Below are 26,445 nucleotides of genomic sequence, written 5' to 3' on the forward strand. Positions count from 1 at the left end.
GCTTACTTCAGCAGGCGTGCCAGCTCGACGGCAGTCTTGACGTTCATCTTGTCGAAGATGTGGGCGCGATGGACTTCCACGGTGCGCATGCTGATGCCCAGCTCATCGGCAATGACCTTGTTCATCTTGCCGGCCAGGATCAGGTCCAGCACTTCGCGCTCGCGCGCGGACAGCGCCGCCAGGCGGCTCTGTACGGCATCCTCGGCACCGCCGGCGCGCGAACTTTCCAGCGCTTCCAGCACGCGGTCCATCAACTGGTTGTCGTTGAAAGGCTTCTCGAAGAAATCGAAGGCACCGTTCTTGAGCATGTCCACCGCCATCGGCACATCGCCGTGACCGGTGAGGAAGATCACCGGACGCCGGTGCAGCAGGCCCTTGGTCTTGAGTTCATTGAACAGCGCCACGCCGCTGGTGCCGGGCATGCGCACGTCCAGCAGCAGGCATTCGCCCTCGGCGTCGATGCCGCTGGCATGGGCCAGTGCGCCCAGCACGGCGGCACCGCTTTCATAGCCGATGGCGGCGATATTGCGCGAGCGCGCCAGCCAGGTCAGCGAATCGCGGATGATTTCTTCGTCGTCGACTATGTGCAGCATCGGTATGCGGGGCGGGAATCCAGTGTGGGAGGGGCGTCTCGTTATTGTGGCTGCCCGCTTTGGGCGGGCAGCGAAAACCGGAAGATTGTACCGCCTGCCGGGTTATCGGTGTAAGTGAGCGTGCCGCCGTGGAATTCGATGGTGGTGCGGCAGATGTTCAAGCCCATGCCCATGCCCTCGGCCTTGGTCGAGAAGAAGGGAGAAAACAGGCGCGCCGCCACTTCCTCGGCAATCCCGTGCCCCTGGTCGATCACCGAGACCGTGACCGATTCTGCACCATCGTCATTGCGGGTCAGCTCGGCCGTCACGCGCAGGATGCGGCGCGCCGAGGGCACGGCGGCCATGGCCTGGATGCCGTTGCGGGTCAGGTTCAGGATCACCTGCTCCAGCAGCACCTGGTCGCCCAGTACCGGCGGCAGCGACTTGGGCACCTGCCATTGCAGCACCACGAAGAACTGCTGGGCCTGCAATTCGATGAGCGGGGCCACGTTGTCCACCAACTGTCGGATCTGCAGACGCTGGCGCGCCGGTTCGCGCTTCTTGACGAACTGGTGCACGCTGCGGATCACGTGGCCGGCGCGCTGGGCCTGGGTGTGGATCTTTTCCAGCGCCGGCTGCAGCGCCTTGGGATCGGCCTGGCCCTGCTGCATCATGTTCAGCGCCCCGGTGGTATAGCTGGAGATGGCCGCCAGCGGCTGGTTCAGCTCGTGCGCCAGGGTCGAGGCGATCTCGCCCATGCTGGCCAGGCGGGCGCTGGCCTGCAGCTTTTCTTCCTGGGTGCGGTTGAGGTCTTCGGCGCGCTTGCGTTCGGAAATGTCGAGGATGGAACCCATCCAGCCGGTCTGCTTGCCATCCTGGTCCACCAGCGGCGATTCGAAGATCAGCACCGGGAAGCGCTCGCCGTCGCGGCGCTGGAAGATGGTCTCGAATTGCGGCGTGGCGCGCCCGGCCAGCACGTTGGAGAAACGCTCCTGGTATTCATCCATGGCTTCCGGCGCCCAGTAAGGCATGGGGGGGATCTTGCCGACCAGTTCTTCGGCCGCGAAGCCGACCATCTTGCAGAAGGCCGGATTGACGTAGGTGATGCGGCCCTGCAGGTCGCGGGCGCGCATGCCGGTGACCAGTGAATTTTCCATCGCGGCACGGAACACGGCTTCGTTGAGCAGGGCCTTCTCGGCCTTGGTGCGGCGGTTGATGTCGCGCCACAGCGCCCACAGGCTCCACAGCAGACCCAGCGAGAGCACGATCACCGAGCCTACCAGCAGGTTGGGCAGCAGCTTGGGCGCGCTCTTGGTGCTGTTGGTATGCAGCACCAGCGTCAAGCCCGGCAGCTCCAGTTCACGCCGATGGGTGTAGACGTTCAGGCCCGGTCCGCCCGAGGTGCGGCGCGCTACTACGTTGTCATCGGTATCGGTGAGCGAGATTTCATTGTCCTGGGCGAACCACCACGGCACCATCTCGTTGAGGATGCGTGCCACCGCATAGCTGGCCACCAGGCTGCCGATGTAGTGATTGTCATGGAACAGCGGCACGTGATAGTCCATCAGCATCGGTTCGGCGATGCCGGGCGGGATGGCCGGCGGGCTGTAGAGCGGGCGGCGCATCTGGCGCGCGCGGTCAGCCGTCATCAGCGAGGGTTGCGAGAGGTCCTTGCGGCTGATCGGAAGATCATCGGTTGAAGCGACCGGATGGCCTTCGGCGTTGAACCAAGTCACGCGATAGAACTCGCGGTTGTTGCGCAGCAGGGCGTTCAGGCGGCTGCGGAAATGATCCTGATGCAGGCGGCCGTTGCTGATCTCGCGGCCGATGATGCGCATGCTCTCGTCATCGCGGCTGAGCTGGAAGCGGATCGCCTGTTCCACCCACAGCGAATCGGCGATCAGTTGCTCCAGCCGTTCGCTGGCTTCCATCTGCTGGGCCTGGCGCGGCAGCCAGATCAGCGTGGCCAGGAACAGGCACACCAGCAGGAAAGGGATCAGCCAGCGCATGGTGGTCTTGCGGCCGGAGGCCTGCAGCTGCGAGGCGGCATCGGGCTGGGGAGCGATCGGGGGCGGCGGGACGGTTTTCATGACGCCGCCAGTGTAGCCGCGCCCAAAAGCTTGCGCCAGCTTCCTGCGCGGCGGGAAGTGGGCGGCAGGGACATTGTGGTTAACCACACTTGCTCCGTTTTGGTGAGGCCGCGCAAAATTCGCCAGCACAATCCGGTCCCCGCCAAGACCGGCCTTAGTCCATAAAAATTACTAACTAAATCATTTCCATCTCATTGGGGAGACAAGCATGAAACTGAAGTCCATCGTCTTTGCGCTGGCTGCGGCGACTGTCGTCAATGCCGGCCTGGTTGCCAGCGCCTTCGCGCAACAGCCCATCATCATCAAGTTCAGTCACGTGGTGGCCAACGACACGCCCAAAGGCAAGGCGGCCGAGCGTTTCAAGGAACTGGCCGAAAAAGCCACCAAGGGCCGCGTGAAGGTCGAGGTCTATCCCAACAGCACCCTGTACAAGGACAAGGAAGAACTGGAAGCCCTGCAACTGGGGGCCGTGCAGATGCTGGCGCCGTCGCTGGCCAAGTTCGGGCCGCTGGGCGTGAAGGAGTTCGAAGTCTTCGACCTGCCTTACATCTTCCCTAGCAAGGACGTGCTGTACCGGGTGACCGAAGGTCCGATCGGCAAGGATCTGTTCAAGAAGCTGGAGCCCAAGGGCATCACCGGCCTGGCCTACTGGGACAACGGTTTCAAGGTGATGTCGGCCAACAAGCCGCTGCATCAGCCTTCGGACTTCCGTGGCCTGAAGATGCGCATCCAGTCCTCCAAGGTGCTTGATGCCCAGATGCGCGCACTGGGTGCCAACCCGCAAGTGCTGGCCTTCTCCGAGGTCTACCAGGCGCTGCAGACCGGCGTGGTCGATGGCACCGAGAACCCGCCCTCGAACCTGTACACCCAGAAGATGCATGAAGTGCAGAAGCACGTCACCGTCTCCAACCACGGTTATCTGGGCTATGCGGTGATCGTCAACAAGAAGTTCTGGGATGGCCTGCCCTCCGACGTGCGCACCCAGCTCGAAGGCGCCATGAAGGATGCGACCAAGTACGCCAATGCCATCGCCCAGCAGGAAAACGATGCTGCTCTGGCCGCCGTCGAAAAGACCGGCAAGACCACCGTCTACCGTCTGACCGACGCGCAGAAAGCGGAGTGGCGCAAGGCGCTGCTGCCGGTACAGCAGCAGATGGCCAGCCGCATCGGCAAGGACCTGATCGACGCCGTCAACAAGGAATCGGCCGCGCTGGGCCAGAAGTAAATCCGTTGGCTCCAACGGGCGCCCGCCTTCGCAATGAAGCGGGCGCATTGCAGAGAAGAACAATCCGAACAAGCAATGTCATGGGCTGATACCGCTGTGGTATCGGCCTGCTGGCGCAAGGAGACTTCATGAAGTTACTCGACCACCTGGAAGAGTGGCTGATCGCGTTCCTCATGGCCGCGGCCACCTTCATCATTTTCGTGGCGGTGGTACACCGCTACGCCTCGGGCCTGGATATTCCCTGGCTGCAGGACCAGCTCATCCAGATCAACATGAGCTGGGCCCAGGAGCTGTGCATCTTCATGTTCGTGTGGATGGCCAAGTTCGGCGCCGCTTATGGCGTGCGCACCGGCATCCACGTCGGCGTCGATGTGCTCATCAACCGCATGAACACCCCGTGGCGCAACAAGTTCGTGCTGCTGGGCCTGTTTGCCGGTGCGCTCTTTACCGGCATCGTCGGGACCTTCGGTGCCGAATTCGTCTACGACATCGCGCAGCACGACAGCACCTCCGAGGTGCTGGAACTGCCGATGTGGATCGTCTACCTGGCCGTGCCGCTGGGGTCGTACCTGATGTGCTTCCGTTTCCTCCAGGTCGCGTGGAATTTTTATCGCACCGGCGAGTTGCCCAAACATGACCACGCCCACGTGGAAGGTCTGGACGAAGAAACCAGCGGAGGTAAAGCATGAATGCACTGATCATTTTCGTCTTGCTGTTCGGGCTGATGCTGACCGGGATGCCCATCTCGATCTCGCTCGGCCTGACGGTCCTGACTTTCCTGTTCACGATGACCGATGTGCCGATCCAGTCGGTGGCGTTGAAACTGTTCACGGGCATCGAGAAGTTCGAGATCATGGCGATCCCCTTCTTCATCCTCGCTGGCAATTTCCTCACCCACGGCGGCGTGGCGCGGCGCATGATCAACTTCGCCACCTCCATGGTCGGCCACTGGCACGGTGGCCTGGCACTGGCCGGGGTGCTGGCCTGCGCGCTGTTCGCAGCGGTGTCGGGCTCGTCGCCGGCCACTGTGGTGGCGATCGGTTCCATCATCCTGCCTGCAATGGTCAAGCAGGGTTTCCCGAATCGCTTCGGCGCGGGGGTGATCACGACTTCCGGCGCATTGGGGATCCTGATCCCGCCTTCCATCGTGATGGTGATGTATTCGGTCTCCACCAATACCTCGGTGGGCAAATTGTTCATGGCGGGCGTGGTGCCTGGTTTGCTGCTGGCCTTCCTGCTGGGCCTGACCACCTGGTTCCTGGCGCGCAAGAACAATTATCCGCGTCTGAAGAAGGCGACCTGGGCCGAGCGCCTGGCCGCCTTCCGCAAGAGCGGCTGGGGCCTGTTCCTGATCGTCATCGTCATGGGCGGCATCTACACCGGTGTCTTCACGCCTACGGAAGCAGCGGCCATGGCGGCGGTGTATGCCTTCTTCATCGCGGTCTTCGTCTACAAGGACCTGAGCCTGAAGCAGGTGCCCAAGGTGCTGCTGGATTCGGCGTCGATGTCGGCCATGCTGCTCTACATCATTACCAATGCAGTGCTGTTCTCCTTCCTGGTGACCAGTGAAAACATTCCGCAGACGATGGCGGCATGGATCACCGATTCGGGACTGGGACCGATCACCTTCCTGCTGGTGGTCAACATCCTGCTGCTGCTGGCCGGTAACGTGATGGAGCCGTCGTCGATCGTGCTGATCCTGGCGCCGATCCTGTTCCCGGTGGCGATGAAGCTGGGCATCGATCCGGTGCACTTCGGCATCCTCATCGTGGTCAACATGGAAGTGGGGATGTGCCATCCGCCAGTGGGGCTGAACCTGTACGTGGCCTCGGGCATTACCAAGATGGGCATCACCGAACTGACCATCGCGGTCATGCCGTGGCTGCTGACCATGCTCGGTTTCCTGGCGCTGGTGACCTACTGGCCGGGCCTGTCGCTGTGGCTGCCGAACCTGATCTACAACTGATCCGCAACCACGCCATGAGACGATGAAATCGGCGCCGTTACCTGGCTTGCACCAGGCCGGTGCCGATTTCGTCAGATGTCTGTCAAGTTGCTGAAAAGTATGTTGGTTTTGCCCTGAAAAAGTGCTTTGAGACGGCACAAAGTGCTGCTAAAGTGCGTGCTTTGCTGAATCGGCAGCGTGCACTTGCCGCCCTGGCAATCGAGTTTTGTTTTAGGTTTTTCTAGTGAGTTGTTGATGTACTTGCCTTGGCGTCGACCCCTCCGACACATCGGTCCGGGCGTGGCGAGGCAGCACCGAATACAAAGCGGGTGGTGCATAACAAACGGTATCAATACCGGGAAACTGAGGAGACGTGCATTCGATTGAAACCGTTCAAACGGTCGGGAATGCATCTGGAGTATTTTGAAGGCGCATCCGCGGATGCGCCTTTTTTCTTTGTGTCGCGTGGTGCTGATGATGTGTATAAATCGTTTATACGGTTTATATGTTTTACCTCCCGCACGCCCCCGTCAGCCCAGAACCCGCTCCCCGTGTGGCGTCGACACCACAGCACGCAGGCTGGCCTGCTTTCCTTCCTGCAACACGATACGCGCATCGTCCAGTCCGATGGCCCGGCATGCGGCCTGCAGATCCTGCGCGGCGGGATGTTCCAGAACAAGTTTCTGCAAACGGCATCCGCGGTCGGGCAGGGCGCTGGCCGGGTGCGGCTGGCTGAGCCACTGGATCAGCGACGGCATCACGCCCTCGCAGGCCAGCGTTCCATCGGCGGCGATGGTGATGAGCCAGTCCAGTGCACCGCGGCTCATGGGTTCGATCACGCCCGGTGAAACGGGGCTGGCCGCAACGGCCGCCGCGATATCGCTGGTGCGGGCCACCCAGTGCGCCAGGCGGGGCGCAGCGTCCTTGCCCAGATGATCCATGCCGAACCAGCGCGGCCGCTCGGGCGCATCGGCGTTGGGGTCGATGGTGATGACTTCGAGGTAGAAGCCTTCGCCCAGCGACAGCAGTGCATTGTGCGTTCCCAGCCGCACATGCTGGCCGCCGATGCGCGGCGCCATGGACACGCCCAGGCACTGTTCCACCCAGGCCATGCCGGATTTGAGCGTGGGGGCGGTGATGACCAGGTGGTCGGGTGCGGTGTGCAAGGGGGCGGTGCTCATGCGGTCTCCATCAAGTTTTGCCTGATGGTATCAAGCCCGCGCGTGAATTGCTTACAATAGCTGCCCCAGGTCCACGCCACGGCTCCCGATGACCCCAGCAGATTCTCCACTGACCGCCCTGTTCTCCGCCGTAGTGTATACGCCCTTCGGCGGCATGGGGGTGCGCACCCAGGCCGGGGCCGTGGTCGAGATGGTTTACCTGCCCCCGCATTACGCCGAGAAGGACGCCACCGATGCCGTGGCCGCGCAGGCAGTGCAGCAGATCACGCGTTACCTGGCTGACCCCGCTTTTCGTTTCGAACTGCCGCTGCTGAGCGTGGGCAGCGCCTTCCAGCAGCGCGTCTGGCATGCCATTGCCGAGATTCCCTGTGGTCAGGTGCTGACCTATGGCCAGGTCGCCAAGCGCATCCAGTCCGCGCCGCGCGCGGTCGGACAGGCTTGCGGGGCCAACTGGTATCCGCTGGTGATTCCCTGTCATCGGGTGACGGCGGCGGGCGGCCTGGGCGGCTTCTCGCATCATGACGATGAGGATGGCTTCCACCTGGAGGTCAAGCGCTGGCTGCTGCGCCACGAAGGCGTGGCGGGATACTGAAGAAAACGCATGGGACGCACCACACCAAAGATCGAAGCGCCGTCCGTGAGCCGCGAGGCCATCGACGAATTCTGCGACAGCCTGTGGCTGGAAGATGGCCTGTCCAAAAATACGCTGGAAGCCTATCGGCGCGACATGACTCTGTACGCGCACTGGCTGTATCAGGAGCGCGCCAAGGCCCTTTACGATACGCAGGCCGAAGATCTCAACGCCTATTTCGCGGCGCGCCACGATGAGACCAAGCCCAGTTCCTCCAATCGCCGCCTGGCGGTATTGAAACGCTTCTTCCAGCTGGCCCTGCGCCAACATCACGTCACCGCCGATCCCTGCCTGAAGCTGCGCTCGGCGCGCCAGCCGCAGCGCCTGCCCAAGACCATGTCGGAGGGCCAGGTGGAAGCGCTGCTGGCCGCGCCCGATGTGTCCACGCCGCTGGGCCTGCGTGATCGCGCCATGATCGAGCTGATGTATGCCAGCGGCTTGCGGGTCTCGGAACTGGTGACCTTGAAGAGCATCGAGGTCGGCATGAACGAAGGCGTGCTGCGCGTGACCGGCAAGGGCAGCAAGACGCGCCTGGTGCCCTTCGGCGAGGAAGCCGGTGCGTGGATGGCGCGCTACCTGGCCGAGGCACGCAGCCAGATCCTGCAGGGACAGATCGATGATGCGCTCTTCGTGACCGCACGGGGCGGGCCGATGACGCGCCAGATGTTCTGGACCCTCATCAAGAAATACGCGCTGCAGGCCGGTATTACGGTGCGCCTGTCGCCGCACACGCTGCGCCATGCCTTTGCCACGCACCTGCTCAACCATGGGGCCGACCTGCGCGTGGTGCAGCTGCTGCTGGGGCATGCCGACATTTCCACCACCCAGATCTATACCCACGTCGCACGCGAACGCCTCAAGCAACTGCATGCCGCACATCACCCTCGCGGCTGATCTTGCGGCATAATGTGCGCCCATGACGGCCCGGCCGGCCTGTGCGGCCGGTCAGTGTGCCGTCAGGAAGAGACCGATGAGCGCCAAGAAAGAACACATCTCCGAAACTCCCGCCACGCAATTCCTGCGCAAGCAGGGCGTGGCGTTCACCGAGCATCCCTACGCCTACGAGGAGCACGGCGGCACCTCGGTGTCCTCGCGCGAACTGGGTGTGGATGAGCATGCGGTCATCAAGACCCTGGTGATGCAGGACGAGGCCGCCAAGCCGCTGCTGGTACTCATGCATGGCGACTGCAAGGTCTCCACCAAGAATCTGGCGCGCCAGATCGGCTGCAAGTCGGTCGAGCCGTGCAAGCCGGAGGTGGCCAACCGCCACTCGGGCTTCCTGATCGGCGGTACTTCGCCCTTCGGCACGCGCAAGACCATGCCGGTCTATGTGGAGTCGACCATCCTCGAACTGGACAAGATTTACATCAACGGCGGACGGCGCGGTTTCCTGATCGGCATCGATCCGGCGGTGATCCTGAAAGTGTTGCCGGCCAAGGCGGTGCAGTGTGCGCTGGCCGATGCAGCGTGAACCGTCACGCTCAAACTTGACGACACTTGACGCGCGCTGATGCCGCTCCCCGATAACAGAGACAACAGAAAGCAAAAGCAGAAAGCCCCACCTCATGTACAACATCCTCTTTGCCATCGCGGCCTACCTGATCGGTTCACTGTCCTTTGCGGTGCTGGTGTCCAAGCTGTTCGGCCTGTCCGATCCGCGCACCTACGGCTCCAAGAATCCGGGTGCGACCAATGTCCTGCGCAGCGGCAACAAGAAGGCGGCTGTGCTCACCTTGCTGGGCGACGGTTTCAAGGGCTGGCTGGCGGTGTGGCTGGCGCAGAAATTCGGTCCGCACTATGGCGTGGACGATACCGGCATCGCGCTGGTGACGCTGGCTGTCTTCCTCGGGCACCTGTGGCCGGTATTCTTCCGCTTCGTCGGCGGCAAGGGCGTGGCTACTGCTCTGGGCATCCTGCTGGCGCTGAACCCGTGGCTCGGTCTGGCCACGCTGGCGACCTGGCTGGTGGTGGCCTTCGCTTTCCGTTATTCCTCGCTGGCAGCGCTGGTGGCAGCGCTGTTTGCACCGTTCTATTACGGCCTGCTGTTCGGCACTACCGATGGCATCCTGCTGGCTGTGGTCGCCATGGCGGCACTGCTGATCTATCGCCATCGCAAGAACATCGGCAATCTGCTGGCGGGCAAGGAAAGCCGCATTGGCGACAAGAAGAAGGCGGCCAAGTAAGCCTGCCGATCGGGATGAAAAGAAGGGCCGCAATTTGCATTGCGGCCCTTTTTGTTGATGGTGCGTTCTCGTCCTCACGATTGATCGGCACCAGGCCGTTGACCGGATAAGGGATAAGTTTTGCGGAGTTGAACGAACCGGGATACTGAGAGTGGTACTACCGTGTGGCAGCCTCCGGACGGCAAGGGACGGTGGGGCAGACGGAGAGGAGCAATTCTGCGTGCATGTCAAGAATCAATGTTTGCCAAGCACGGCCGACCCTATTGTTTCCCTTCAACCCGCGTGCTGTTTAATACGCCCACACCCAATACTGCCGTAGAGATACCAATGATCTTGATGAGATTGGCGCTGTCTTTGAGCAGCCATACCCCAAGAAGTGTTGACAATACAGGCGTCAGCAGCGAAAAGGGCGCCAGCTTGCTCACCGGATAGCGTTCCAGCTGGCGGTACCAGATCCAGTAGCCGAGTACGGATGAACCCAACGCACAATAGGCCGTGGCCAGCCATGCATGCCAACTGGCCTCCATGACGGCATGAGCCTGTCCGTGTTCAAACATCCACGATGCCAGCAGCACCTGCGGTACGCCCAGCAAGGAAGACCAGCACATCATCGCCATCAGATCGGGGATACGGGCGTGCTTGACGATGATGTTCGAGGCCGCCCAGGCCAGTGCACTGCCCAGCAGCAGAAATGAGGCGAGTGCTCCGGGCATCGAGGGGCTGAAGGTAAGGATGGCCACGCCCATCAGCGAGACGGCCAGACCGACCCAATGACGACGTGCCATCGTTTCGTCGAACAGCAGCACGCCCAGAACGGTCGCCAGTGGCGTTCCCATCTGCAGCAGGATGGCACCGGTGCCCGCCTCCGCCATGCCCAGCCCGATGAACATCAGAGAAAAATGCAAGGTCGAGAACGTGGCCGACAGCATCACGATCCACTTCCATTGTGTCCGCGCGATGCGCCACGGCGGCGCGAAGGGCAGCAACACGACACCGACCATGGCCAGCCGCATGGCCGTCATCAACAACGGTGGCAGTTCAGCGACACCGGCTTTGACGGCGATGATGTTGCCCGCCCACACCGCGATGGCGATGAGGACAGCAAAAAGATCCTTGGGAGACATGAGATGGGAAATAAAGCGAGACGGGGGGAAGGGCAGGCGTGACAACGGCAACCTGCGAAGACCGAAAAGAAAAAGGGGATTGGCAACTGCCGCCAATCCCCGAAAAGTCACCACACTCAGGTGACACTGCCTCAAGCAACTTCCAGGGGATGCAAAGACAACATTCAGGGCATGGGCTGGAACTTCAATTCGCTCAGCGGTGCGATTTTTTCAGTACGGGTGATGCCATAGCGGGTATCCGGACCGAGCCACTTGTCCCAGATCTTCTTGAATTCACCCGAACTCTCCAATGCCATCAGGCCCTTGTTGACCGCCGCCGCAAAGGCAGGCTCGCCCTTGCGCATGCCGGCTCCGATCGGTTCCAGCGCCATCGGTTCGCGCAGGATCGCCAGTTCGTTAGGACTGCCCTTGGTCTCTTGGGCATACTGGATGGCCGTCATCATGTTGGTGACGAAGCCGTTCACCTTGTTCTGCTGCAGGGCCAGATAGGCCGATCCGGAATCCTGGAAGGTCACTGCCTGGCCATTCTTGACCGACATGTAGATCGACTGTTCCGAGGTCGATCCCTTGGCTGCACTGATGCGCTTGCCTTCGAAATCAGCCAGAGTCTTGCCGGCGTCGGCCTTCTTGACCAGCAATACCTCCTTGGTGATGTAGTAGGCATTGCTGAACTCGATCTGTTCGCCGCGGGTCTTGGTGTAGGCCAGGTTGGCGATGACCAGATCGACGCGTCCCATCTTCACTTCCGAAATGCGCGCCTCGACCGACAAGGGCTTGAGCGTGGGCTTGAGGCCCATTTCCTTGGCCAGCGCGTTGCACAGGTCCACATCCATCCCCACCAGCGCGCGCGTCTTGGGGTCGGGATACGAGAACGGAACGACATCCGCATAGACGCCACAGATCAACTCCTTGCGTGCCTGGACCTCTTGCAACTGGTCCGCGTTGGCCTGCGGGATGATGCCGATCGCGCTACAGAACAGGAAGGCACCAGCGATGCGATTCAATTTCATGATGTAAGGCTCCTCAGTTTTTCTTGGAACAGGTCTTGATGAATGATTGCCCCTGCCTGCCGGCAGGAGACTTTGGGTCGAATCCGTTTGATCAGGACGAATTCCGTGGACTGCAACTTGTTGCCGGTGTCGCACCGCGCGGCTCAGTGCGAGCGCAGGTCGGAAAGGAAACGCTGCGCGCGCGGATGTTCCGGGCTGGTGAAGAACTTCTCGGGCGAAGCTCGCTCGAGGATGGTCCCTGCATCCATGAACCAGACCTGGTCGGCCACTTCCCGGGCAAATCCCATTTCATGCGTGACGCACATCATGGTCATGCCATCGCGCGCCAGACTCTTCATGACGTTGAGCACTTCGCCCACCATTTCGGGGTCCAGCGCCGAGGTGGGTTCATCGAAGAGCATGGCCGGCGGGTCCATGGCCAATGCCCGGGCGATGGCCACACGCTGCTGCTGGCCGCCGGAGAGCTGGCCCGGGAAGGAGTCGGCCTTGGATGACAGGCCCACGCGCTCCAGCAAGCTCATTGCCTTTTCGCGCGCTGCCTGGCGCTTGAGACCGTTGACCCGGGTCGGCGAAAGGATGATGTTGTCCATCACAGACAGATGCGGAAACAGGTTGAATTGCTGGAACACGAAACCCACGCGGGTACGGAACTTGTTCAGGTCAAGTCCGGCGGCATTGACGTCCTGGCCATCGAAGGCAATCTGTCCTTGCTGAATGTCCTCGAGACGGTTGACCGTCCGGATCAGGGTGGACTTGCCGGAGCCCGAGGGGCCGCAGACAACCACGACCTCGCCACGCTTGACCTGGGCATTGACGTTGACCAGGGCATGGTAATTGCCGTACCACTTGTTGACGTCAGTGAAGATAATCATGAATTCTCCTTGCTTGCTGCTGCGGGAAGCGCTGTCATGGACAGCTTGCTGCCAACATCCGGCTTGTTCTTGCGTGCCTTGCCGGCGCGCTTGTTGGTAATGCGGCGCTCGATGTAATCCGCCAGCTCCGTAAAGGAGAAACACAGGACGAAATAGATCAGGGCCAGTAGTGAAAAGACCGCCAGCGGTTTGGTCAGCAACTGGTTGTTGACCTGATTGGCTGCGAAGGTCACCTCGGGCACGTTGATCACGTAACCCAACGAGGTTTCCTTGATGGTCGAGACGAACTGGCTGATCATGCTGGGCATCATGTTGTACAAGGCCTGCGGCAGGATCACGAAGCGCAGCGTGCGGAAATACCCCAGCCCCAGTGCACGCGAAGCTTCGAGCTGTCCTTTGGGCAGCGCTTCGATACCGGCGCGGATGACCTCGCAGAGGTAGGCGCTCTGGTAGATCACCAGGGTACACAGCATGGTGGTGAAACCGGTGATGGTCCGGCCGATCAGCAAGGGCAGGAAGAAATACACCCAGAAGATCACCATGATCAGTGGAATGCCGCGGATGGTGTAGACCAGCATGGTTGCCGGAACACGGAATACGGCCATCGGACTGATGCGGGCCAGGGCCAGCAGGATACTGACCGGAAAGGCAAGGCCCAGACCCAGCAATGAAAGGATCAGGGTGATGGCCAGTCCGCCCAGCGCACCGTGCGGATATTGCCCGAGCAGCAGCAGTTCCCAGTAGTTGTGCAGGATATCGAACATGATTTAGCGGCTTCCTGGAATCTTGTAGTGACGCGAGATTGCCTCGCCTGCTGCCATCAGTGCCAGGGACAAGGCCAGGTAGCCGACACTGGCGATGAGATAGGCTTCAAAGGTGCGGAACGTGTAGTTCTCCAGTTGTCGCGTGGCGTAGGTCAGCTCGGCCACACCAATGGCCATGGCCAGACTGGTGTTCTTGAACAGCAGCACGGTATGGTTGATCAGGGGCGGCACCGCAATGCGCAGTGCCTGCGGCAGGATCACGAAACGCATGGTGCGCAGATAGCTCAGACCCAGTGCCCGCGAGGCTTCGAACTGGCCAGCCGGAATCGCCCGCAGGCCGCTGCGGATGTCTTCCGATACATAGGCGGCCATGCACAAGCCGATGGCAATGACGGAGTAGAGGAATTCACCGTTGAACTGGTTGATCCACATCTGGGCCTCGTCAGGCAGCAACGAGGGCAGCGCGAAATACCACATCATGATCTGCACCAGCATCGGTACATTGCGGTGGTAGGCCACGAAGCACGATACGATGCCCATGGCAAGCCGGTGACCGCTCATGCGCATGGTGGCCAGCAAGGTCCCCAGCAGCATCGCCACGAGCCAGGACGCAACCGTCAGCTCCAGGGTAAGCAGCAGGCCCTTGACCAGCAAGTCGGCATATTGCCCTTGCAGGACGGCTGCAAAATTGAGGTTGAGGTTAATGGCGTTTCTCCTTTACTGATGCGCCCACGGTATGCGTGTTGGCAATGACAACTCGTTTGCAGAGAGAATACGCGGTTCAAAAACGATAAGAAAAGACGCTTTTCATCTGATCCGATAAGTTTCTGAAATGGTGGTGCATCCTTCGTCTCTGGTGGTGCAGCAAGCCCCATTTTGGGGCTGTCCGAGCTCGCGGCCGGTCACGATCTGGCGCGTGCAAGTACGCGGCCATGGCGTATTGCAAGAATCACGCGCATGGCGGCAACCGGCATCAGCAAACGCGTCAGCGACGCAAACGAGAGGGACTGGAGAGCAGTTCCGGATTGACCGGGGTCAGTACCGCCGGTACCGGTGCGGCACAGACGGCTTCCAGGTTGCGTACTGCCAGCAGTGCCATGGCGCGTCGCGTCTGAATGGAGGCACTGCCGATGTGCGGGGTCAGGACCACATTGGGAATGTCCAGCAGGTCCGGCCGCACATTGGGCTCACCCTCGAAGACATCCAGTCCGGCTGCAGCGATCGTGCCGGCGCGCAGCGCCTGGGCCAGGGCGGCATCGTCGATGACGCCGCCGCGTGCGATATTGACCAGGGTGGCGGTAGGCTTCATCAGCGCCAGTTCCGCAGCACCGATCGCATGATGGGACGAGGCAGAGTAGGGGACCACCACGATCAGGTGATCTGCTTGCGACAGCAACGTCTGGCGATCCACATAGGCCGCATTGCAGGATTGTTCGATCAAGGGATCCAGGCGACTGCGATTGTGATAAATCACACGCATACCGAAACCATGCGCGCCGCGCCGGGCAATGGCCTGGCCGATGCGGCCCATGCCGAAGATGCCCAGGGTACTGCCGTGGACGTCGGCTCCCAGCAGCATGTCGTAGATCCCCGTCTTGTTCCATTGCCGCGCGCGCACGTAGCGATCGGATTCGGCGATTCTGCGCGCGGTGGCCATCAGCAAGGCGAAGCCGAAATCCGCCGTGGTCTCGGTGAGCACGTCCGGGGTATTGGTGACCAGTACGCCGCGCTGGTTGCAGGCCTCTACATCAATGTTGTTGTAGCCCACGCCGACGTTGCACACTGCGCGCAATTGCGGACAGGCATCCAGCAATGTGGCATCGATGCGGTCGCTGCCATGGGTCACCGCGCAGACCTTGCCTTGAAGGCGTGCGATGAGCTCAGGCTGGCTCCACAATACGTCCTGTTGATTGTCGAGTACGTCGAAGCGTGTCTGCAGGCGCTCCAGGATGTCCGGGAAGGTCGCCCGGGTAACGGCGATGGCTGCTTTCATCTGGTGTGTCTCCGATATCGTTTTATTTATTGACACCTGCGCGCAAACGCCATTTGGCGCAGGTGGTGTTACACGTGCAGAAATGACGTCAGCCGGCGCTGTTGGCTTCGAGCGCGTCAATCCAGGAACGGTCGTAGCGGCCTTCGCGGATGGCGGTCATGGTGTCTTGTTCGCGCTGGATCTGTTGCAGCGCCTTTTCGATCAGGTACAAGGCTTCGGACTGGGCGAATGCGACGATACCGTCTTCGTCGGCCACGATGATATCGCCCGGATTGATGACCAGGCCGTCGATGCTGACCGGGACATTGATTTCGCCGGGGCCGCATTTGTACGGACCTTTATGCGTCGCTCCACGGGCAAATACCGGATAGCCCATCTCACGAATCCCTGCCACGTCGCGAATGGCACCGTCGATCACGAGTCCCGCAATGCCGATGGTGCGGGCGTAGGTGGTCATGATTTCGCCCATCAGCGCCTGGGTCGTATCACCGCCACCGTCGATGACCATCACGTCACCCGGGCGGCAGTAGTCGAAAGCGCGATGGATGGCGAGATTATCCCCGGGGCGCACGCGTACCGTCACGGCGGTACCGACCAGTTGCTCGCCCTGATACATGGGACGCAGGTTGGAGGTGCCCGCCAGGCGGCGCATGTTGTCGCTGATGAGTGCCGACGGGATGCTCTTGAGCTGCTCGATGATGGCCGCAGGGGCCTGCGGCGAAGACGGATTCTTGCGTGCGCCGATATGTTCCATGATATGGATTCTCTCTCTGGTGGAAATGAAGGCCGCCGGACTCAGTCCTGCGGCTTGATGGTGGTCAGGCCGCCCGGTACCTGCAGCGTCGGGAGGATTTCGATGTTGCTGATGTTGACGGCGATGGGGGCCGAGACGGCAAAGGCGATGGCATCCGCAATGTCCGAGGCCTGCGGAAGCTCGAAGCCGTCGATGAATTGTTTGCGTGCGGCCTCGATATCGCCATGCACATGTCCGAAGATATCGGTGGCCACGCGGCCGGGGCAGATCTCGGTGACGCGCACCCGCTTGCCGGTGGCATCGACCCGCAGCTGGCGTGAGAGGGCGTGGATGCCGGCCTTGGTGGCGTGATAGATGGAGTTGCCGTTGAAGTTGTAGATGGCGGCAATCGAGCTGATGTTGACGATGTGGCCCCGATCACGTTCGACCATGCCGGGCATGATCAGGCGGACCAGGTGCAGGACCGCTTGCAGGTTGATTTCGACCTGCGCGTCGACGTCACTCTCGCTGGCATTGAGGATCGAACCCGGTGTTGAAATGCCGGCATTGTTGACCAGGACGTCGAACTGGTATTGCTGTGCCAGGCGAGTCAATGCGGGCAGGTCACGGACGTCGGCCACATGCGGGATGCAACCGGTACGTGCCGCAAGTTCCTTGAGTGCCCCTTCGCTGCGGGCCAGTGCGTGCACCTCCAGTCCTTCCTTGCAGAAACGTTCGACGATGGCTGCGCCCATGCCGGTGGAGGCACCCGTGACCAGTGCGGTCTTGTAATCAGAAAAAGGCATGTGAAGATCTCCAGTATGAGGGCCGCCACTTGGGCAGCCCGCTGAGTTGAATATAGCGCGCAGGCGCGGTTCGGACTAAGACGGATTGGCTTTGAGGGGATAAGCACTGCTTATGTCCAGCCAGGCCAATACGTTACAGTAGCTGGCTCACCGGCGTGACGCTGCCCCCGGCCTCTTCGATGGCACCGCGGATGGCGCGCGCCAGGGCCACGGCACCCGGAGTATCGCCGTGCACCAGGATTTGCTTTACCGGCATGGGCAGCGGCGTCCCGGTAATGGAGGCGACGCTGCCGGTACGCAGGAGCTCCACCACACGCTGAAGTACGGCTTGCTTGTCCTCGATGACGGCACCGGGCAGCTTGCGCGAAACCAGGGCCCCCTGGTCGTCGTAGGCACGGTCGGCCAGGAAGGCCGTGGCGCACGGCAGGCCGTGGCGTACGGCTGCGCGTTCGATGGCCGTATTGGTCGAGACGCTGATGACGATCTCGGGGTCGAATTGCGCGATCGCGCTGAGCAGCGGTTCGGCCAGCGCATCATCGGCGGCCGCCATATTGCCCAGTGCACCGTGGAAGCTCATGTGTCCTACCCGGCAACCGGCTGCCCGTGCCAGGCCGGAGAGTGCGCCCAGCTGGTAGAGCACGTATTTGGCCAGTTCCTGCGGATCGGCCTGGATCACTCGCCGGCCGAAGCCAAGCATGTCGGGAAACCCGACGTGGGCACCGATATCGATGCCGCGAGCGGCAGCCTGGCGCAAGGTGCGGTCCATGATCACCGGGTCGCCAGCGTGGAAGCCACAAGCAATATTGGCCGAGGTGATGATGTCCATGAGTGCTTCGTCATCACCCATGCGGTAGTGGCCGTAGCCTTCGCCGATGTCGGCATTGAGATCGATCTTCATGTGTATCCTTGGTTTCCCGAATGCAACGCGATTGTCGCTCAGGCGTCAATTTCAAAAAGCGGCGTACCGTAGCCGACCAGGCCTTGCGCTGCCGTGAGGCTGCGTACCGAGCCAGCGTCCTGGCTGGTGACCGGCAGGTACAGTTCATCGGCCTGGATCAGTGCGAGGATGTCACCCGGTTTCACCACACTGCCGTTGGTCACGAAAGGAGCGGAGCGCAGCGGATGTTGCGTGACGAGATGACCGAAACCAGGTGCCATGACCTGCGCTGTCTTATCGCCCTGCGAGACTGTCGGCAGCGCTGCCTCAACCCGCTTATCCAGGTGAGCCGGTCCCTCCAGGCGTACTCGCTCTCCCGGGCGGCGCAGTTCCAGTACCGCCAGTCGGCCCTGCTCCGTCAGTGTGACCAGCGCCTGTAATTGTTCAATGTCCATGGCCACCTCAGCTGTTCCAGATCTTGCGTTGCATCTGCACCGCTTGTTGCAATTGCGCGAGATAGAGCGCCTTTTCTTCCAGCGCGGCGCTGGCCTGCGCATGGTCCACCCGAATGAAACGCAGTGACTGGCCAATGCGCGCCTGCCCCAGACGCCACAGGTCGGCTTCGATGACGGTGCCCACCTTGGGATAGCCGCCCGAAGGCTGGGCATCGCGCAACTGGATGATGGGCTGCCCGCCGTGGGGTACCTGGATCACACCGGGCACGATCCCGTGCGAGCGCATTTCCATGGGGCGCGCCGCCTGCAGTCCCGGTCCTTCGAGACGGTAGCCATAACGATCGCTTTGCGGCGTGACCTGCCAAGGCTGCTGCCAGAACGCCTCCAGCGATTGCGCCGTATAGCCCTCATATTCGCCCGCCGGAAGTACGCGCACGGGAATCTGCTCCTGGCTTCCCGACAGTGTCAGCGGCAATCCCAGTTGCGGTGGACGCACGCCGAAGCCGCTGGAAGAAATGCCCGATACCGGCGTCAACTCACCTTGGCGCAAGGCTGTCTTGAGGGCATCTCCCTTCTTCAGCGGGCGGCCTTCGAAACCACCGAAGTTGCCGCGCATCTGCGTGCTGCGCGACCCCAGTACCGGCTCGACATCGATTCCCCCGGCCACGCTCAGGTAAGCGCGCGCACCGCTGCGCGGTACGCCCAGCGCCAATACCTGCCCCTGGCGAGCCTGCCGGCACCACCAGGGTGGAACGGGCTGGCCATCCAGCGTGGCTTCGCAGTCGGCACCGGTCAGCGCAAAATCGGCATCGGTGGTGAAGCGAACGCGAAACGGCAGAATCGGGACCTCGATCCCGGCAGCATTGCTGTCATTGCCCAGCAGGATATTGCCGATGGCCAGTGCCAGGTCGTCCATGGCTCCCGAGGTGCCGACGCCATAGCGCAATACGCCGAACCGGCCGAGGTCTTGCACGGTGCTCAGTGCACCGGTGGCCAGGATCTCGATCATTTGATTACCTTTGCAATGTTGAAGCGGATCGTATCGCCCGGTGCCAGGATGGCTGGCGGTTCCCGGTGCGGATCGAAGAAACGCATTTGCGTGTGGCCGATGGTGTTCCAGCCACTGGGGCCATCCGAGGCCGACACGCCGGTCTGTTCGCCGCCGATGGAGACTGAGCCGCCGGGCAGTCGTACCACCGGCACTTTGCGCCTGGGGGTGGCGATACGAGGGTCCATGCCGCCCAGGTAACAGTAGCCAGGATGGCTGCCCAAGGCATAGACGGTGTACAGCGGTGCCGCATGCATCTGCACGATGTCATCCACGGAAAGCCCGGTATGGGCCACGACGTCGGCCAGGTGCGGGCCACCCTCCCCGCCATAGATCACATCAAGCGCCAGGTGCCGGCCCTCGATGTGCAATTCGACCGATTCTTCCCATGCCTGGCGCAATGCGCCTTCAACGCTGGCAATGTCGGAGGGCGGCTGGCGCAGTACCAGCATCAGGTTGGCCATGCCGGGGACGACTTCGGCCACCTCGGGCCAGTCTGCCAGGCGCTGGGCCAGGTCCCAGATACGGCGTTGCTGCGGCAGGTCCATCGCGCCCGGTGCCTCGAACAGGATGGCCTTGGCGCCCAGCAGGCTGATCTGCAGGGCGTGGGCATCGCTGCCCGGTTGCGTTGGCGACGGGATTTCTCTGAGCTTGGTCGATGGTTTCACGGTGCGTTCCGATGCTTGAGCCAGTGTTCAAGGTGATGGATGTTGACGCTCCCTGCAGCAAAGCCGGGTTCAGTCATCAGGTCGCCATGCAGAGCCAGGTTGGTGCTCACACCGCTCACCCGCATCTCTGCCAGCGCACCGCGCATGCGGGCCAGCGCCTCCTCGCGGGTGGGCGCATGCACGATCAGCTTGGCGATCATGGAGTCATAGTAGGGCGGTACCGTATAACCGACGCCCGCATGGGAATCGACTCGTACACCGTGGCCGCCGGGCAGTTCCCACGTGCTGATGGTGCCGGGCGAGGGCGCGAAGGTATAGGGATCCTCTGCGTTGATGCGGCACTCGATGGCATGGCCATGGCACTGGATATCCTGCTGCCGCAGGTGCAGTGGCTCGCCGCTGGCTACCCGCAGTTGGGCCTGCACGATATCGATGCCGCTGGTCATTTCGGTGACCGGGTGTTCGACCTGCAAGCGCGTGTTCATTTCGATGAAGTAGAAGCGTCCATCTTCGAAGAGGAATTCAAATGTGCCGGCTCCGCGGTAGTCGATCTGCCGGCAGGCTTCGACGCAGCGCTGACCCACCTGCTCCAGCAATGCAGAGGCGATACCGGGCGCTGGCGCTTCTTCCATGACCTTCTGGTGACGGCGCTGCATCGAGCAATCACGCGCGCCCAGCCAGAAGGCATTGCCGTGGTTGTCGCACAGGACCTGGATTTCCACGTGGCGGGGATGCTGCAGGAATTTCTCCATGTACAGCTCCGGATTGCCGAAGGCGCGACGCGCCTCTTCACGCGTCAACGCAACGGCCTCGGCCAGCTCGCTCTCCTGCTGGACCACGCGCATGCCCTTGCCACCGCCTCCACCGGCTGCCTTCACGATGACCGGATAACCGATGTCGCGGGCCATCTGCTTCAGTGCCTCGACATCGGCGGGCAATGCGCCATCGGAGCCGGGTACGCACGGCACGCCCGCAGCCAGCATCGCCTGCTTGGCCGCGATCTTGTCGCCCATGACGCGGATGGATTTTGCCAGCGGACCGATGAAGACAATCCCGGCATCCTCCAGCAACTGCGCGAATTCAGCGTTCTCGGACAGGAAGCCGTAACCGGGATGGACGGCATCGGCACCGCACAGGCGCGCGGCCTGGACGATGGCGTGCTTGTTGAGATAGCTGTGGGTGGGGTGGGCACGCCCGATGCACAGTGCCTGATCGGCCAGGCGCACGTGACGGGCACCGGCGTCAGCCTCGGAGTAGACCGCTACGGTAGCGATGCCCAACTCGCGGCAGGCGCGCTGGATGCGCAGGGCGATTTCGCCACGATTGGCGATGAGAACTTTCTTGAGCATGAATGTGTGGGGTGAATGAGCGAGGGCGGGGTCAGGCGAGGCGGAACAGGGCCTGGCCGACCTTGACCTCGCTGCCCGAACTCACCAGTACCTCTGCAATGCGGCCGGACTGGTCGGACTCGACCGTGTTGAACATCTTCATGGCTTCGATCACGCAGACCACCTGTTCCAACTGCACTTCGTCGCCGATCTTCACGAACGGAGATTCGCCCGGAGCAGGTGTGAGATGGAAGATGCCTTGCATGGGGGCTGCGATCACACGCCCTGTGCTGGACGCTGTTTCAGCAGGCGCAGGGACGGGTGAAAACAGGGCAGGCGCAGAGCGGGGAGCAGCGGTCGGCACCGGCACCACCGTATGCGCAGTTGCATTTGCGTGCCGTTCCAGGCGCACGCTGTGTTCGCCCTCGGCCAGTTCAAGTGCACTCAGCCCGGAGCTGTTGAGCAGGTCGATCAGTGCTTTTATCTTGGGGAGATCCATCGCTTTCCTTGCCTGTGCGGCGCTATCGATATTCAGGAATTCAATATACGCGGACCGCTCGCAATGGGATAAGACGGATTGGCTTTGAAGGGATAAGGCGACCTTATGGATTGGTGCGCGGTACTGCCGCCGCCCATCCAGGCTGGTTCACGGCTCCTGAACGAGAGGCTGCCCGCTGTCACGGGCAAGGTCATCCACCAGCTCCAGCAGGATCTCGCGCACCGCGTTGGCGGGTTCGGACAGGGGAAGGTGATCTGACTCGCAGAGGGACAACGGAGCCAGTATCACCGGATCGACAATACGCGAGAGCGTGGCGTTGCCGGAGGAGGCAATCACGCGCGCGGCTGACACGGGCAGGATGGTCGCGCCCAGCCCGGCACCGATAGCCGACGACAAGGTGGCGGCCGACTCGATTTCGGCTACTACGCGCGGCACCATCTGTGCGCCCATGAAGGCCTCGTTGACGTACTTGCGCACATAGTTGTACGGCCGTGGCAGCAGCAATTCCACATCGCGCAGCTCGCGCAAGCTGATCTCGCGTTCGGGGAAGTGCAGACAGGCGGGGGCGACCAGATAAAGATCTTCCTTGAGCAAGGGCTTGTACGACAGGCCGGGAAAGGACTTCTCGCCATACAGGACGGCCATGTCCATGCGCCCGTTCATGATCAGTTCACTCAACGTCGTGCCAAAGTTCTCGTTGATGTAGAGCAGTACGCCAGGATGGCGCGCCCGTACCGTCTGCAGCAGCGGCAGAGACAATGCCGAGGCGGCCGTCCCTGGCGAGAGACCGACCGAGACCTGGCCCGACAGCGCCTGTCCCGATTTCTTGACGTCATTCTGGGCCTGCTCCACCTGGCGCAGGATGATCTGTGCATGGCGATACAGGGTCGTGCCCGCTTCCGTAGGCGTCACGCCACGCTTGGTCCGTACCAGTAGCTGCTGCCGGCACTCGCCTTCGAGCGTGGCCAGTTGCTGGCTCAAGGCGGGTTGCGCGATGTGCAGGATTTCGGCTGCCTGAGTGAGGCTGCCGATGTCGACAATTTTGACGAAATATTTAAGGCGACGCAGATTCACGATTCTTTTCCTCCCATGCTGCGAGCCGTGATGCAAGAATCACGCCACTGTCTCCTCATACGGCGCGCAGTTTGTCTTCTGCTTGTTGATATCGGTAGGGCTCCAATGATAACGCTATCACGGCAGAAGAATTTTATATGGATGCTCGCGTTGCGGTATCAACACACTGTCGCATGGAAATTATTTACTGGCCGAGTCGCTTAAAAAATGCCGCTGGCCAGGCGGAAAGCCCGAGTTTGCAGGGGTTGCGAGCAGAGTCCGGGATGGCTCCATGAACCGTCGAGAGCCAAGCTAAAAGCAGTTTGCGGGGCAGCCATAAGGCGAGGTTATTTTGCCAGACGAAAGTCGTCTTATCGGAAAAATGGGCAGCCGCTTACCGTTAGCGCTCTTGATCGTTTTTTGGAGAGCCGTGTGACTTCCCCCCGTATCGCTGACCGCGTCCGTCGTATCAAACAGTCCCCCAGCAGTGCCGCTGCCGAGCGTGCGGCCGAATTGCGCCGCCAGGGCAAGGACATCGTCAACCTGGTCGTGGGTGAGCCCGATTTCGATACGCCCGCGCACATCCGCCGCGCTGCCGCCGAGGCCATCGAGTCCGGCCAGACGCGCTATACGCCAACCGCGGGTACGCCTGCATTGCGCCAAGCCATTTCAGAAAAACTGGCGCGCGAAAACCAGCTGGCCTATGCGCCGCGAGAAATCATCGCTACCTGCGGGGCCAAACACGCCATCTTCAATGCCTTGGCCATCACGGTGCAGAGCGGAGATGAAGTACTGGTGCCTGCACCTTACTGGGTGTCCTATCCCGATATGGTATTGGCTTGTGATGGCACACCGGTCGTCGTGCCCTGCGTGGAGGAAGACGGCTTCAAGCTGACGCCTGCTGTCCTCGATGCGGCCATCACGGCACGCACCAAGTGGCTCATCATCAATTCCCCCAGCAACCCGACCGGAGCAGCCTATACCCTGGAAGAACTGCAGGCCCTGGCCGAGGTGCTGCGCCGTCATCCGCAGGTGCTGGTGATGACTGACGACATCTACGAACATATCCGCTTCGATGGCCAGCCTACGCCGCATCTGCTCAATGCAGCGCCCGATCTGCGCGAGCGCACCCTGCTCATCAATGGCGTCTCCAAGACCTATGCCATGACCGGTTGGCGTATCGGCTATGCAGCCGGTCCGAGCGATCTGATTGGCGCACTGGATATTCTGCAATCGCAGTCGACCAGCAATCCCAGTTCCGTCAGCCAGGCGGCGGCTCTTGCCGCACTGACCGGCGACCAGGGTTTCGTGGCCGAGTTTGCCGATACCTACCGCCGCCGCCGTGATCGCGGGCTGGAACTGATCAACGCCATTGATGGCCTGAGCTGCCGCAAGCCCGAGGGGGCCTTCTACCTGTTCATCAACTGCAGTGGCCTGCTGGGCCGCCAGACGCCGGAAGGCAAGGTGATCGAGAGCGACATCGATGTGGTGATGTATTTCCTCGAAAGCACGGGCGTCGCCCTGGTGGCCGGGACGGCCTACGGCCTCTCGCCTTATATGCGCATGTCCATCGCCACTTCGGTGGAAACCATTGAAGAAGGTTGCCGCCGTATGGCCGGCGCGGTCGCGGCACTGCGCTGATCCCAAGAACAACGGCCGTTATGACTGACATCCTGGCGGCCATTGCCGGGAGGCGGCGCCACGCCGGCTCCCGAAGAGTCTGAGGTAGAGGGTGCAATTCAATTCAACCACTAAAGGGAGTCGTCAATGAAAAAAATAGCCATGTCGGCCGCAGCGCTGGGGATCATCAGCTGTGGCGCCCAGGCGCAGAGCAGTGTCACGATCTACGGTATCGTCGATTCGTCGGTTCGCTACAGCACCAATGAGAACGCCGCGGGCGGGAGCAAGGTGCAGCTGGCCGGCGGTCCGCTGTCCGGCAGCCGTATCGGTTTCAAGGGGACTGAGGATCTCGGCGGCGGCTTGTCGGCGCTGTTCTCGCTGGAGACCGGATTCGGGACCGACACTGGCGCGCTGCAACAGCAACCGGCCTCCGGCACCCGGCTGTTTGGCCGGGAGTCTCTGGTCGGGCTGCAAGGCGGCTTCGGCAAGCTGACCGTGGGGCGTCAGTATGCACTGATCCATGACATGGTCGTGAGCTATGACGTCTATGCCCTCTCCAACGTGACCCAGACCATCGGCTTCCAGGGCGGCAACTACACCATGGGCGCGCGACTGGACAACAGCTTGCGCTATGCCGGCACCTACAAGGGCGTGACTGCCTCATTGGGCTACAGTGCCGGCGAAGTGGCGGGTGACATCCACAATGGTGAATCCAGGGCCATCGGCCTGGCCTATGATGACGGTCCGCTGCACATCGGCGGTGCGTGGCAGGTGTTGAATAATTCGACTACCTATTTCAGCTCGGCTATCAGCGCCAACAGCAAGCAGACGGCCTGGTCACTGGGCGCTACCTACACCGCAGGTCCGGTGAAGTGGTACGCAGGCTACATCAACAACAAGCTCGATATCGCCGACTATCGCAACAGTTCCTACTCTGCCGGTTTCAAATGGAACATCAGCGGACCGTGGAGCTTGTGGAACGCGGTCTACTTCGACCGCCTCAAGCACGCCGGCACCAGCGGCAACCGCCTGACCATCGCGCCGACCGCACTCTATGCCTTCAGCAAGCGCACCGATGTCTATCTCACGGTGGACTACACCAAGCTCACCGACGCATGGAAGACCTTGGGCTCCACCTCCGGCACGCTGTTCGGCAATCGTCTGGGCGTGACCACCGGCATTCGCCACCAGTTCTGATGCAGTACCGGGGACATCCTCGGCGATGTCCCCCTGCGCGTCGCATGACCGCGTCACAAGAACGATAACAGCAGGAGCAATTCATGATCATAGGCATCCCCGTCGAGACACGGGATGGAGAAACCCGCGTGGCCGCCACGCCGGAGACAGTCAAGAAATTCATCGCGGCCGGGCATGAAGTCAGGGTGCAGTCCGGTGCAGGCGTCAGGTCCAGCATTCCTGACGACGTCTATGTGGCCGTCGGCGCCAGCATCGGCAGCGCCGAAGCGGTCTATACCGCCGAGGTCCTGCTCAAGGTGCGCGCTCCCAATGAGGGCGAACGCGCTCGCCTCAAGCCGGGTACCGTGGTCATCGGCATGTTGAATCCCTTCGATGCCGACAACATCGCCGCCATGGCCGCCGCCGGCCTCACCGCCTTCGGCCTCGAAGCCGCGCCCCGCACCACCCGTGCGCAGTCGCTGGACGTGCTGTCCTCGCAGGCCAACATCGCCGGTTACAAGGCCGTGCTGATGGCCGCCAATACCTATCAACGCTTCATGCCCATGCTGATGACCGCCGCCGGTACCGTCAA

General features: G+C 61.7%; 27 protein-coding genes and 1 pseudogene. 10 read left to right on the forward strand and 18 right to left on the reverse strand.

All coding sequences use genetic code 11. The features are described from left to right. Positions 1 to 2: 2 nt before the first annotated feature. Together MKD49_RS24940 and MKD49_RS24945 are read right to left on the reverse strand one after the other, a co-directional pair. Positions 3 to 593: a response regulator transcription factor gene (locus tag MKD49_RS24940; protein WP_034334304.1), complete on the reverse strand. Its 591-nt coding sequence runs from the start codon at positions 591 to 593 to the stop codon at positions 3 to 5. Positions 594 to 634: 41 nt separating this feature from the next. Continuing rightward, positions 635 to 2,662, reverse strand: coding sequence for a PAS domain S-box protein (locus MKD49_RS24945; RefSeq protein WP_039790098.1), 2,028 nt, complete (start codon positions 2,660 to 2,662; stop codon positions 635 to 637). Between the two features lie 208 nt (positions 2,663 to 2,870). Between MKD49_RS24945 and MKD49_RS24950 the strand changes: the two genes are divergently transcribed. The 3 genes from MKD49_RS24950 (at position 2,871) to MKD49_RS24960 (ending at position 5,853) form a co-directional block, all read left to right on the forward strand. Next, complete coding sequence (locus tag MKD49_RS24950) at positions 2,871 to 3,887, forward strand: TRAP transporter substrate-binding protein (protein ID WP_121037606.1); 1,017 nt, start codon at positions 2,871 to 2,873, stop codon at positions 3,885 to 3,887. 128 nt (positions 3,888 to 4,015) lie between these two features. Continuing rightward, complete coding sequence (locus MKD49_RS24955; protein WP_252697635.1) at positions 4,016 to 4,576, forward strand: TRAP transporter small permease; 561 nt, start codon at positions 4,016 to 4,018, stop codon at positions 4,574 to 4,576. Continuing rightward, positions 4,573 to 5,853, forward strand: a complete 1,281-nt coding sequence (locus MKD49_RS24960; RefSeq protein ID WP_209567983.1) for a TRAP transporter large permease — start codon at positions 4,573 to 4,575, stop codon at positions 5,851 to 5,853. Before MKD49_RS24955 ends, MKD49_RS24960 begins: the two co-directional genes overlap by 4 nt. 509 nt (positions 5,854 to 6,362) lie before the next feature. On the opposite strand, the gene MKD49_RS24965 is transcribed toward MKD49_RS24960, so the two are convergent. Continuing rightward, positions 6,363 to 7,013 carry a VOC family protein gene (locus MKD49_RS24965; protein ID WP_252697636.1) on the reverse strand — a complete coding sequence of 217 codons (651 nt, stop codon included), beginning with the start codon at positions 7,011 to 7,013 and terminating at the stop codon, positions 6,363 to 6,365. Between the two features lie 88 nt (positions 7,014 to 7,101). Here MKD49_RS24965 and MKD49_RS24970 point away from each other — a divergent pair, with 88 nt between their 5' ends. The 4 genes from MKD49_RS24970 (at position 7,102) to plsY (ending at position 9,827) form a co-directional block, all read left to right on the forward strand. After that, positions 7,102 to 7,605, forward strand: coding sequence for a methylated-DNA--[protein]-cysteine S-methyltransferase (locus MKD49_RS24970; protein WP_252697637.1), 504 nt, complete (start codon positions 7,102 to 7,104; stop codon positions 7,603 to 7,605). Positions 7,606 to 7,614: 9 nt separating this feature from the next. After that, the gene (gene xerD, locus MKD49_RS24975; protein ID WP_121037594.1) at positions 7,615 to 8,538 is read left to right on the forward strand and encodes a site-specific tyrosine recombinase XerD; all 924 of its coding nucleotides are present in this window, start codon (positions 7,615 to 7,617) and stop codon (positions 8,536 to 8,538) included. Between the two features lie 76 nt (positions 8,539 to 8,614). Next, positions 8,615 to 9,115 (forward strand): aminoacyl-tRNA deacylase, encoded by a 501-nt coding sequence (locus tag MKD49_RS24980; RefSeq protein ID WP_039790088.1) that lies wholly within the window; start codon positions 8,615 to 8,617, stop codon positions 9,113 to 9,115. A gap of 94 nt (positions 9,116 to 9,209) precedes the next feature. Further along, the gene (plsY, locus tag MKD49_RS24985; RefSeq protein WP_039790087.1) at positions 9,210 to 9,827 is read left to right on the forward strand and encodes a glycerol-3-phosphate 1-O-acyltransferase PlsY; all 618 of its coding nucleotides are present in this window, start codon (positions 9,210 to 9,212) and stop codon (positions 9,825 to 9,827) included. A gap of 260 nt (positions 9,828 to 10,087) precedes the next feature. Here the strand turns inward: plsY and MKD49_RS24990 are convergent, their stop codons facing one another. The 15 genes from MKD49_RS24990 to nac form a co-directional block, all read right to left on the reverse strand. Beyond that, complete coding sequence (locus MKD49_RS24990; protein ID WP_252697638.1) at positions 10,088 to 10,951, reverse strand: DMT family transporter; 864 nt, start codon at positions 10,949 to 10,951, stop codon at positions 10,088 to 10,090. 164 nt (positions 10,952 to 11,115) lie between these two features. Then, positions 11,116 to 11,961, reverse strand: a complete 846-nt coding sequence (locus MKD49_RS24995) for an ABC transporter substrate-binding protein (protein WP_121037586.1) — start codon at positions 11,959 to 11,961, stop codon at positions 11,116 to 11,118. Between the two features lie 143 nt (positions 11,962 to 12,104). Further along, positions 12,105 to 12,833, reverse strand: coding sequence for an amino acid ABC transporter ATP-binding protein (locus tag MKD49_RS25000; protein WP_121037583.1), 729 nt, complete (start codon positions 12,831 to 12,833; stop codon positions 12,105 to 12,107). Next, complete coding sequence (locus MKD49_RS25005; RefSeq protein WP_121037580.1) at positions 12,830 to 13,597, reverse strand: amino acid ABC transporter permease; 768 nt, start codon at positions 13,595 to 13,597, stop codon at positions 12,830 to 12,832. The genes MKD49_RS25000 and MKD49_RS25005 overlap by 4 nt, the downstream gene beginning before the upstream one ends. A 3-nt stretch (positions 13,598 to 13,600) precedes the next feature. Then, entirely contained in the window at positions 13,601 to 14,302 is a 702-nt protein-coding gene (locus MKD49_RS25010; protein WP_252697645.1) for an amino acid ABC transporter permease, read from the reverse strand. 280 nt (positions 14,303 to 14,582) lie between these two features. Further along, a complete protein-coding gene (locus MKD49_RS25015) occupies positions 14,583 to 15,590 on the reverse strand; it encodes a D-glycerate dehydrogenase (RefSeq protein WP_252697639.1) in 1,008 nt (335 codons plus the stop codon). An 88-nt stretch (positions 15,591 to 15,678) separates the two neighbouring features. Further along, positions 15,679 to 16,344 (reverse strand): RraA family protein, encoded by a 666-nt coding sequence (locus MKD49_RS25020; protein WP_252697640.1) that lies wholly within the window; start codon positions 16,342 to 16,344, stop codon positions 15,679 to 15,681. A gap of 41 nt (positions 16,345 to 16,385) precedes the next feature. Beyond that, positions 16,386 to 17,129 (reverse strand): SDR family oxidoreductase, encoded by a 744-nt coding sequence (locus tag MKD49_RS25025; protein ID WP_121037567.1) that lies wholly within the window; start codon positions 17,127 to 17,129, stop codon positions 16,386 to 16,388. A gap of 133 nt (positions 17,130 to 17,262) precedes the next feature. Beyond that, positions 17,263 to 18,027, reverse strand: a complete 765-nt coding sequence (locus MKD49_RS25030) for a LamB/YcsF family protein (protein WP_209567977.1) — start codon at positions 18,025 to 18,027, stop codon at positions 17,263 to 17,265. Positions 18,028 to 18,065: 38 nt separating this feature from the next. Further along, a complete protein-coding gene (locus MKD49_RS25035; RefSeq protein WP_252697641.1) occupies positions 18,066 to 18,461 on the reverse strand; it encodes a biotin/lipoyl-containing protein in 396 nt (131 codons plus the stop codon). Positions 18,462 to 18,468: 7 nt separating this feature from the next. After that, positions 18,469 to 19,470 carry a biotin-dependent carboxyltransferase family protein gene (locus MKD49_RS25040; RefSeq protein WP_252697642.1) on the reverse strand — a complete coding sequence of 334 codons (1,002 nt, stop codon included), beginning with the start codon at positions 19,468 to 19,470 and terminating at the stop codon, positions 18,469 to 18,471. Beyond that, complete coding sequence (gene pxpB, locus MKD49_RS25045) at positions 19,467 to 20,150, reverse strand: 5-oxoprolinase subunit PxpB (protein ID WP_371925515.1); 684 nt, start codon at positions 20,148 to 20,150, stop codon at positions 19,467 to 19,469. The genes MKD49_RS25040 and pxpB overlap by 4 nt, the downstream gene beginning before the upstream one ends. Positions 20,151 to 20,173: 23 nt before the next feature. Beyond that, positions 20,174 to 21,526 (reverse strand): acetyl-CoA carboxylase biotin carboxylase subunit, encoded by a 1,353-nt coding sequence (gene accC / locus MKD49_RS25050; RefSeq protein ID WP_252697643.1) that lies wholly within the window; start codon positions 21,524 to 21,526, stop codon positions 20,174 to 20,176. A gap of 31 nt (positions 21,527 to 21,557) precedes the next feature. After that, positions 21,558 to 22,004, reverse strand: coding sequence for an acetyl-CoA carboxylase biotin carboxyl carrier protein (accB, locus tag MKD49_RS25055; protein ID WP_252697644.1), 447 nt, complete (start codon positions 22,002 to 22,004; stop codon positions 21,558 to 21,560). Positions 22,005 to 22,151: 147 nt separating this feature from the next. Then, a complete protein-coding gene (gene nac, locus MKD49_RS25060) occupies positions 22,152 to 23,078 on the reverse strand; it encodes a nitrogen assimilation transcriptional regulator NAC (RefSeq protein ID WP_121037549.1) in 927 nt (308 codons plus the stop codon). Positions 23,079 to 23,489: 411 nt separating this feature from the next. On the opposite strand from nac, the gene MKD49_RS25065 reads away from it, so the two are divergent. From MKD49_RS25065 to MKD49_RS25075, 3 genes and pseudogenes are all read left to right on the forward strand, one after another. Next, positions 23,490 to 24,698: an aspartate transaminase gene (locus MKD49_RS25065; RefSeq protein WP_121037546.1), complete on the forward strand. Its 1,209-nt coding sequence runs from the start codon at positions 23,490 to 23,492 to the stop codon at positions 24,696 to 24,698. Positions 24,699 to 24,824: 126 nt separating this feature from the next. After that, the gene (locus MKD49_RS25070; RefSeq protein WP_209579802.1) at positions 24,825 to 25,874 is read left to right on the forward strand and encodes a porin; all 1,050 of its coding nucleotides are present in this window, start codon (positions 24,825 to 24,827) and stop codon (positions 25,872 to 25,874) included. Positions 25,875 to 25,957: 83 nt separating this feature from the next. Further along, positions 25,958 to 26,445, forward strand: a pseudogene (locus tag MKD49_RS25075) (NAD(P)(+) transhydrogenase (Re/Si-specific) subunit alpha); the annotation flags it as partial.

Source organism: Herbaspirillum sp. WGmk3, from assembly GCF_023952535.1.
GTDB classification, from domain to species: Bacteria; Pseudomonadota; Gammaproteobacteria; order Burkholderiales; family Burkholderiaceae_D; genus Herbaspirillum; species Herbaspirillum huttiense.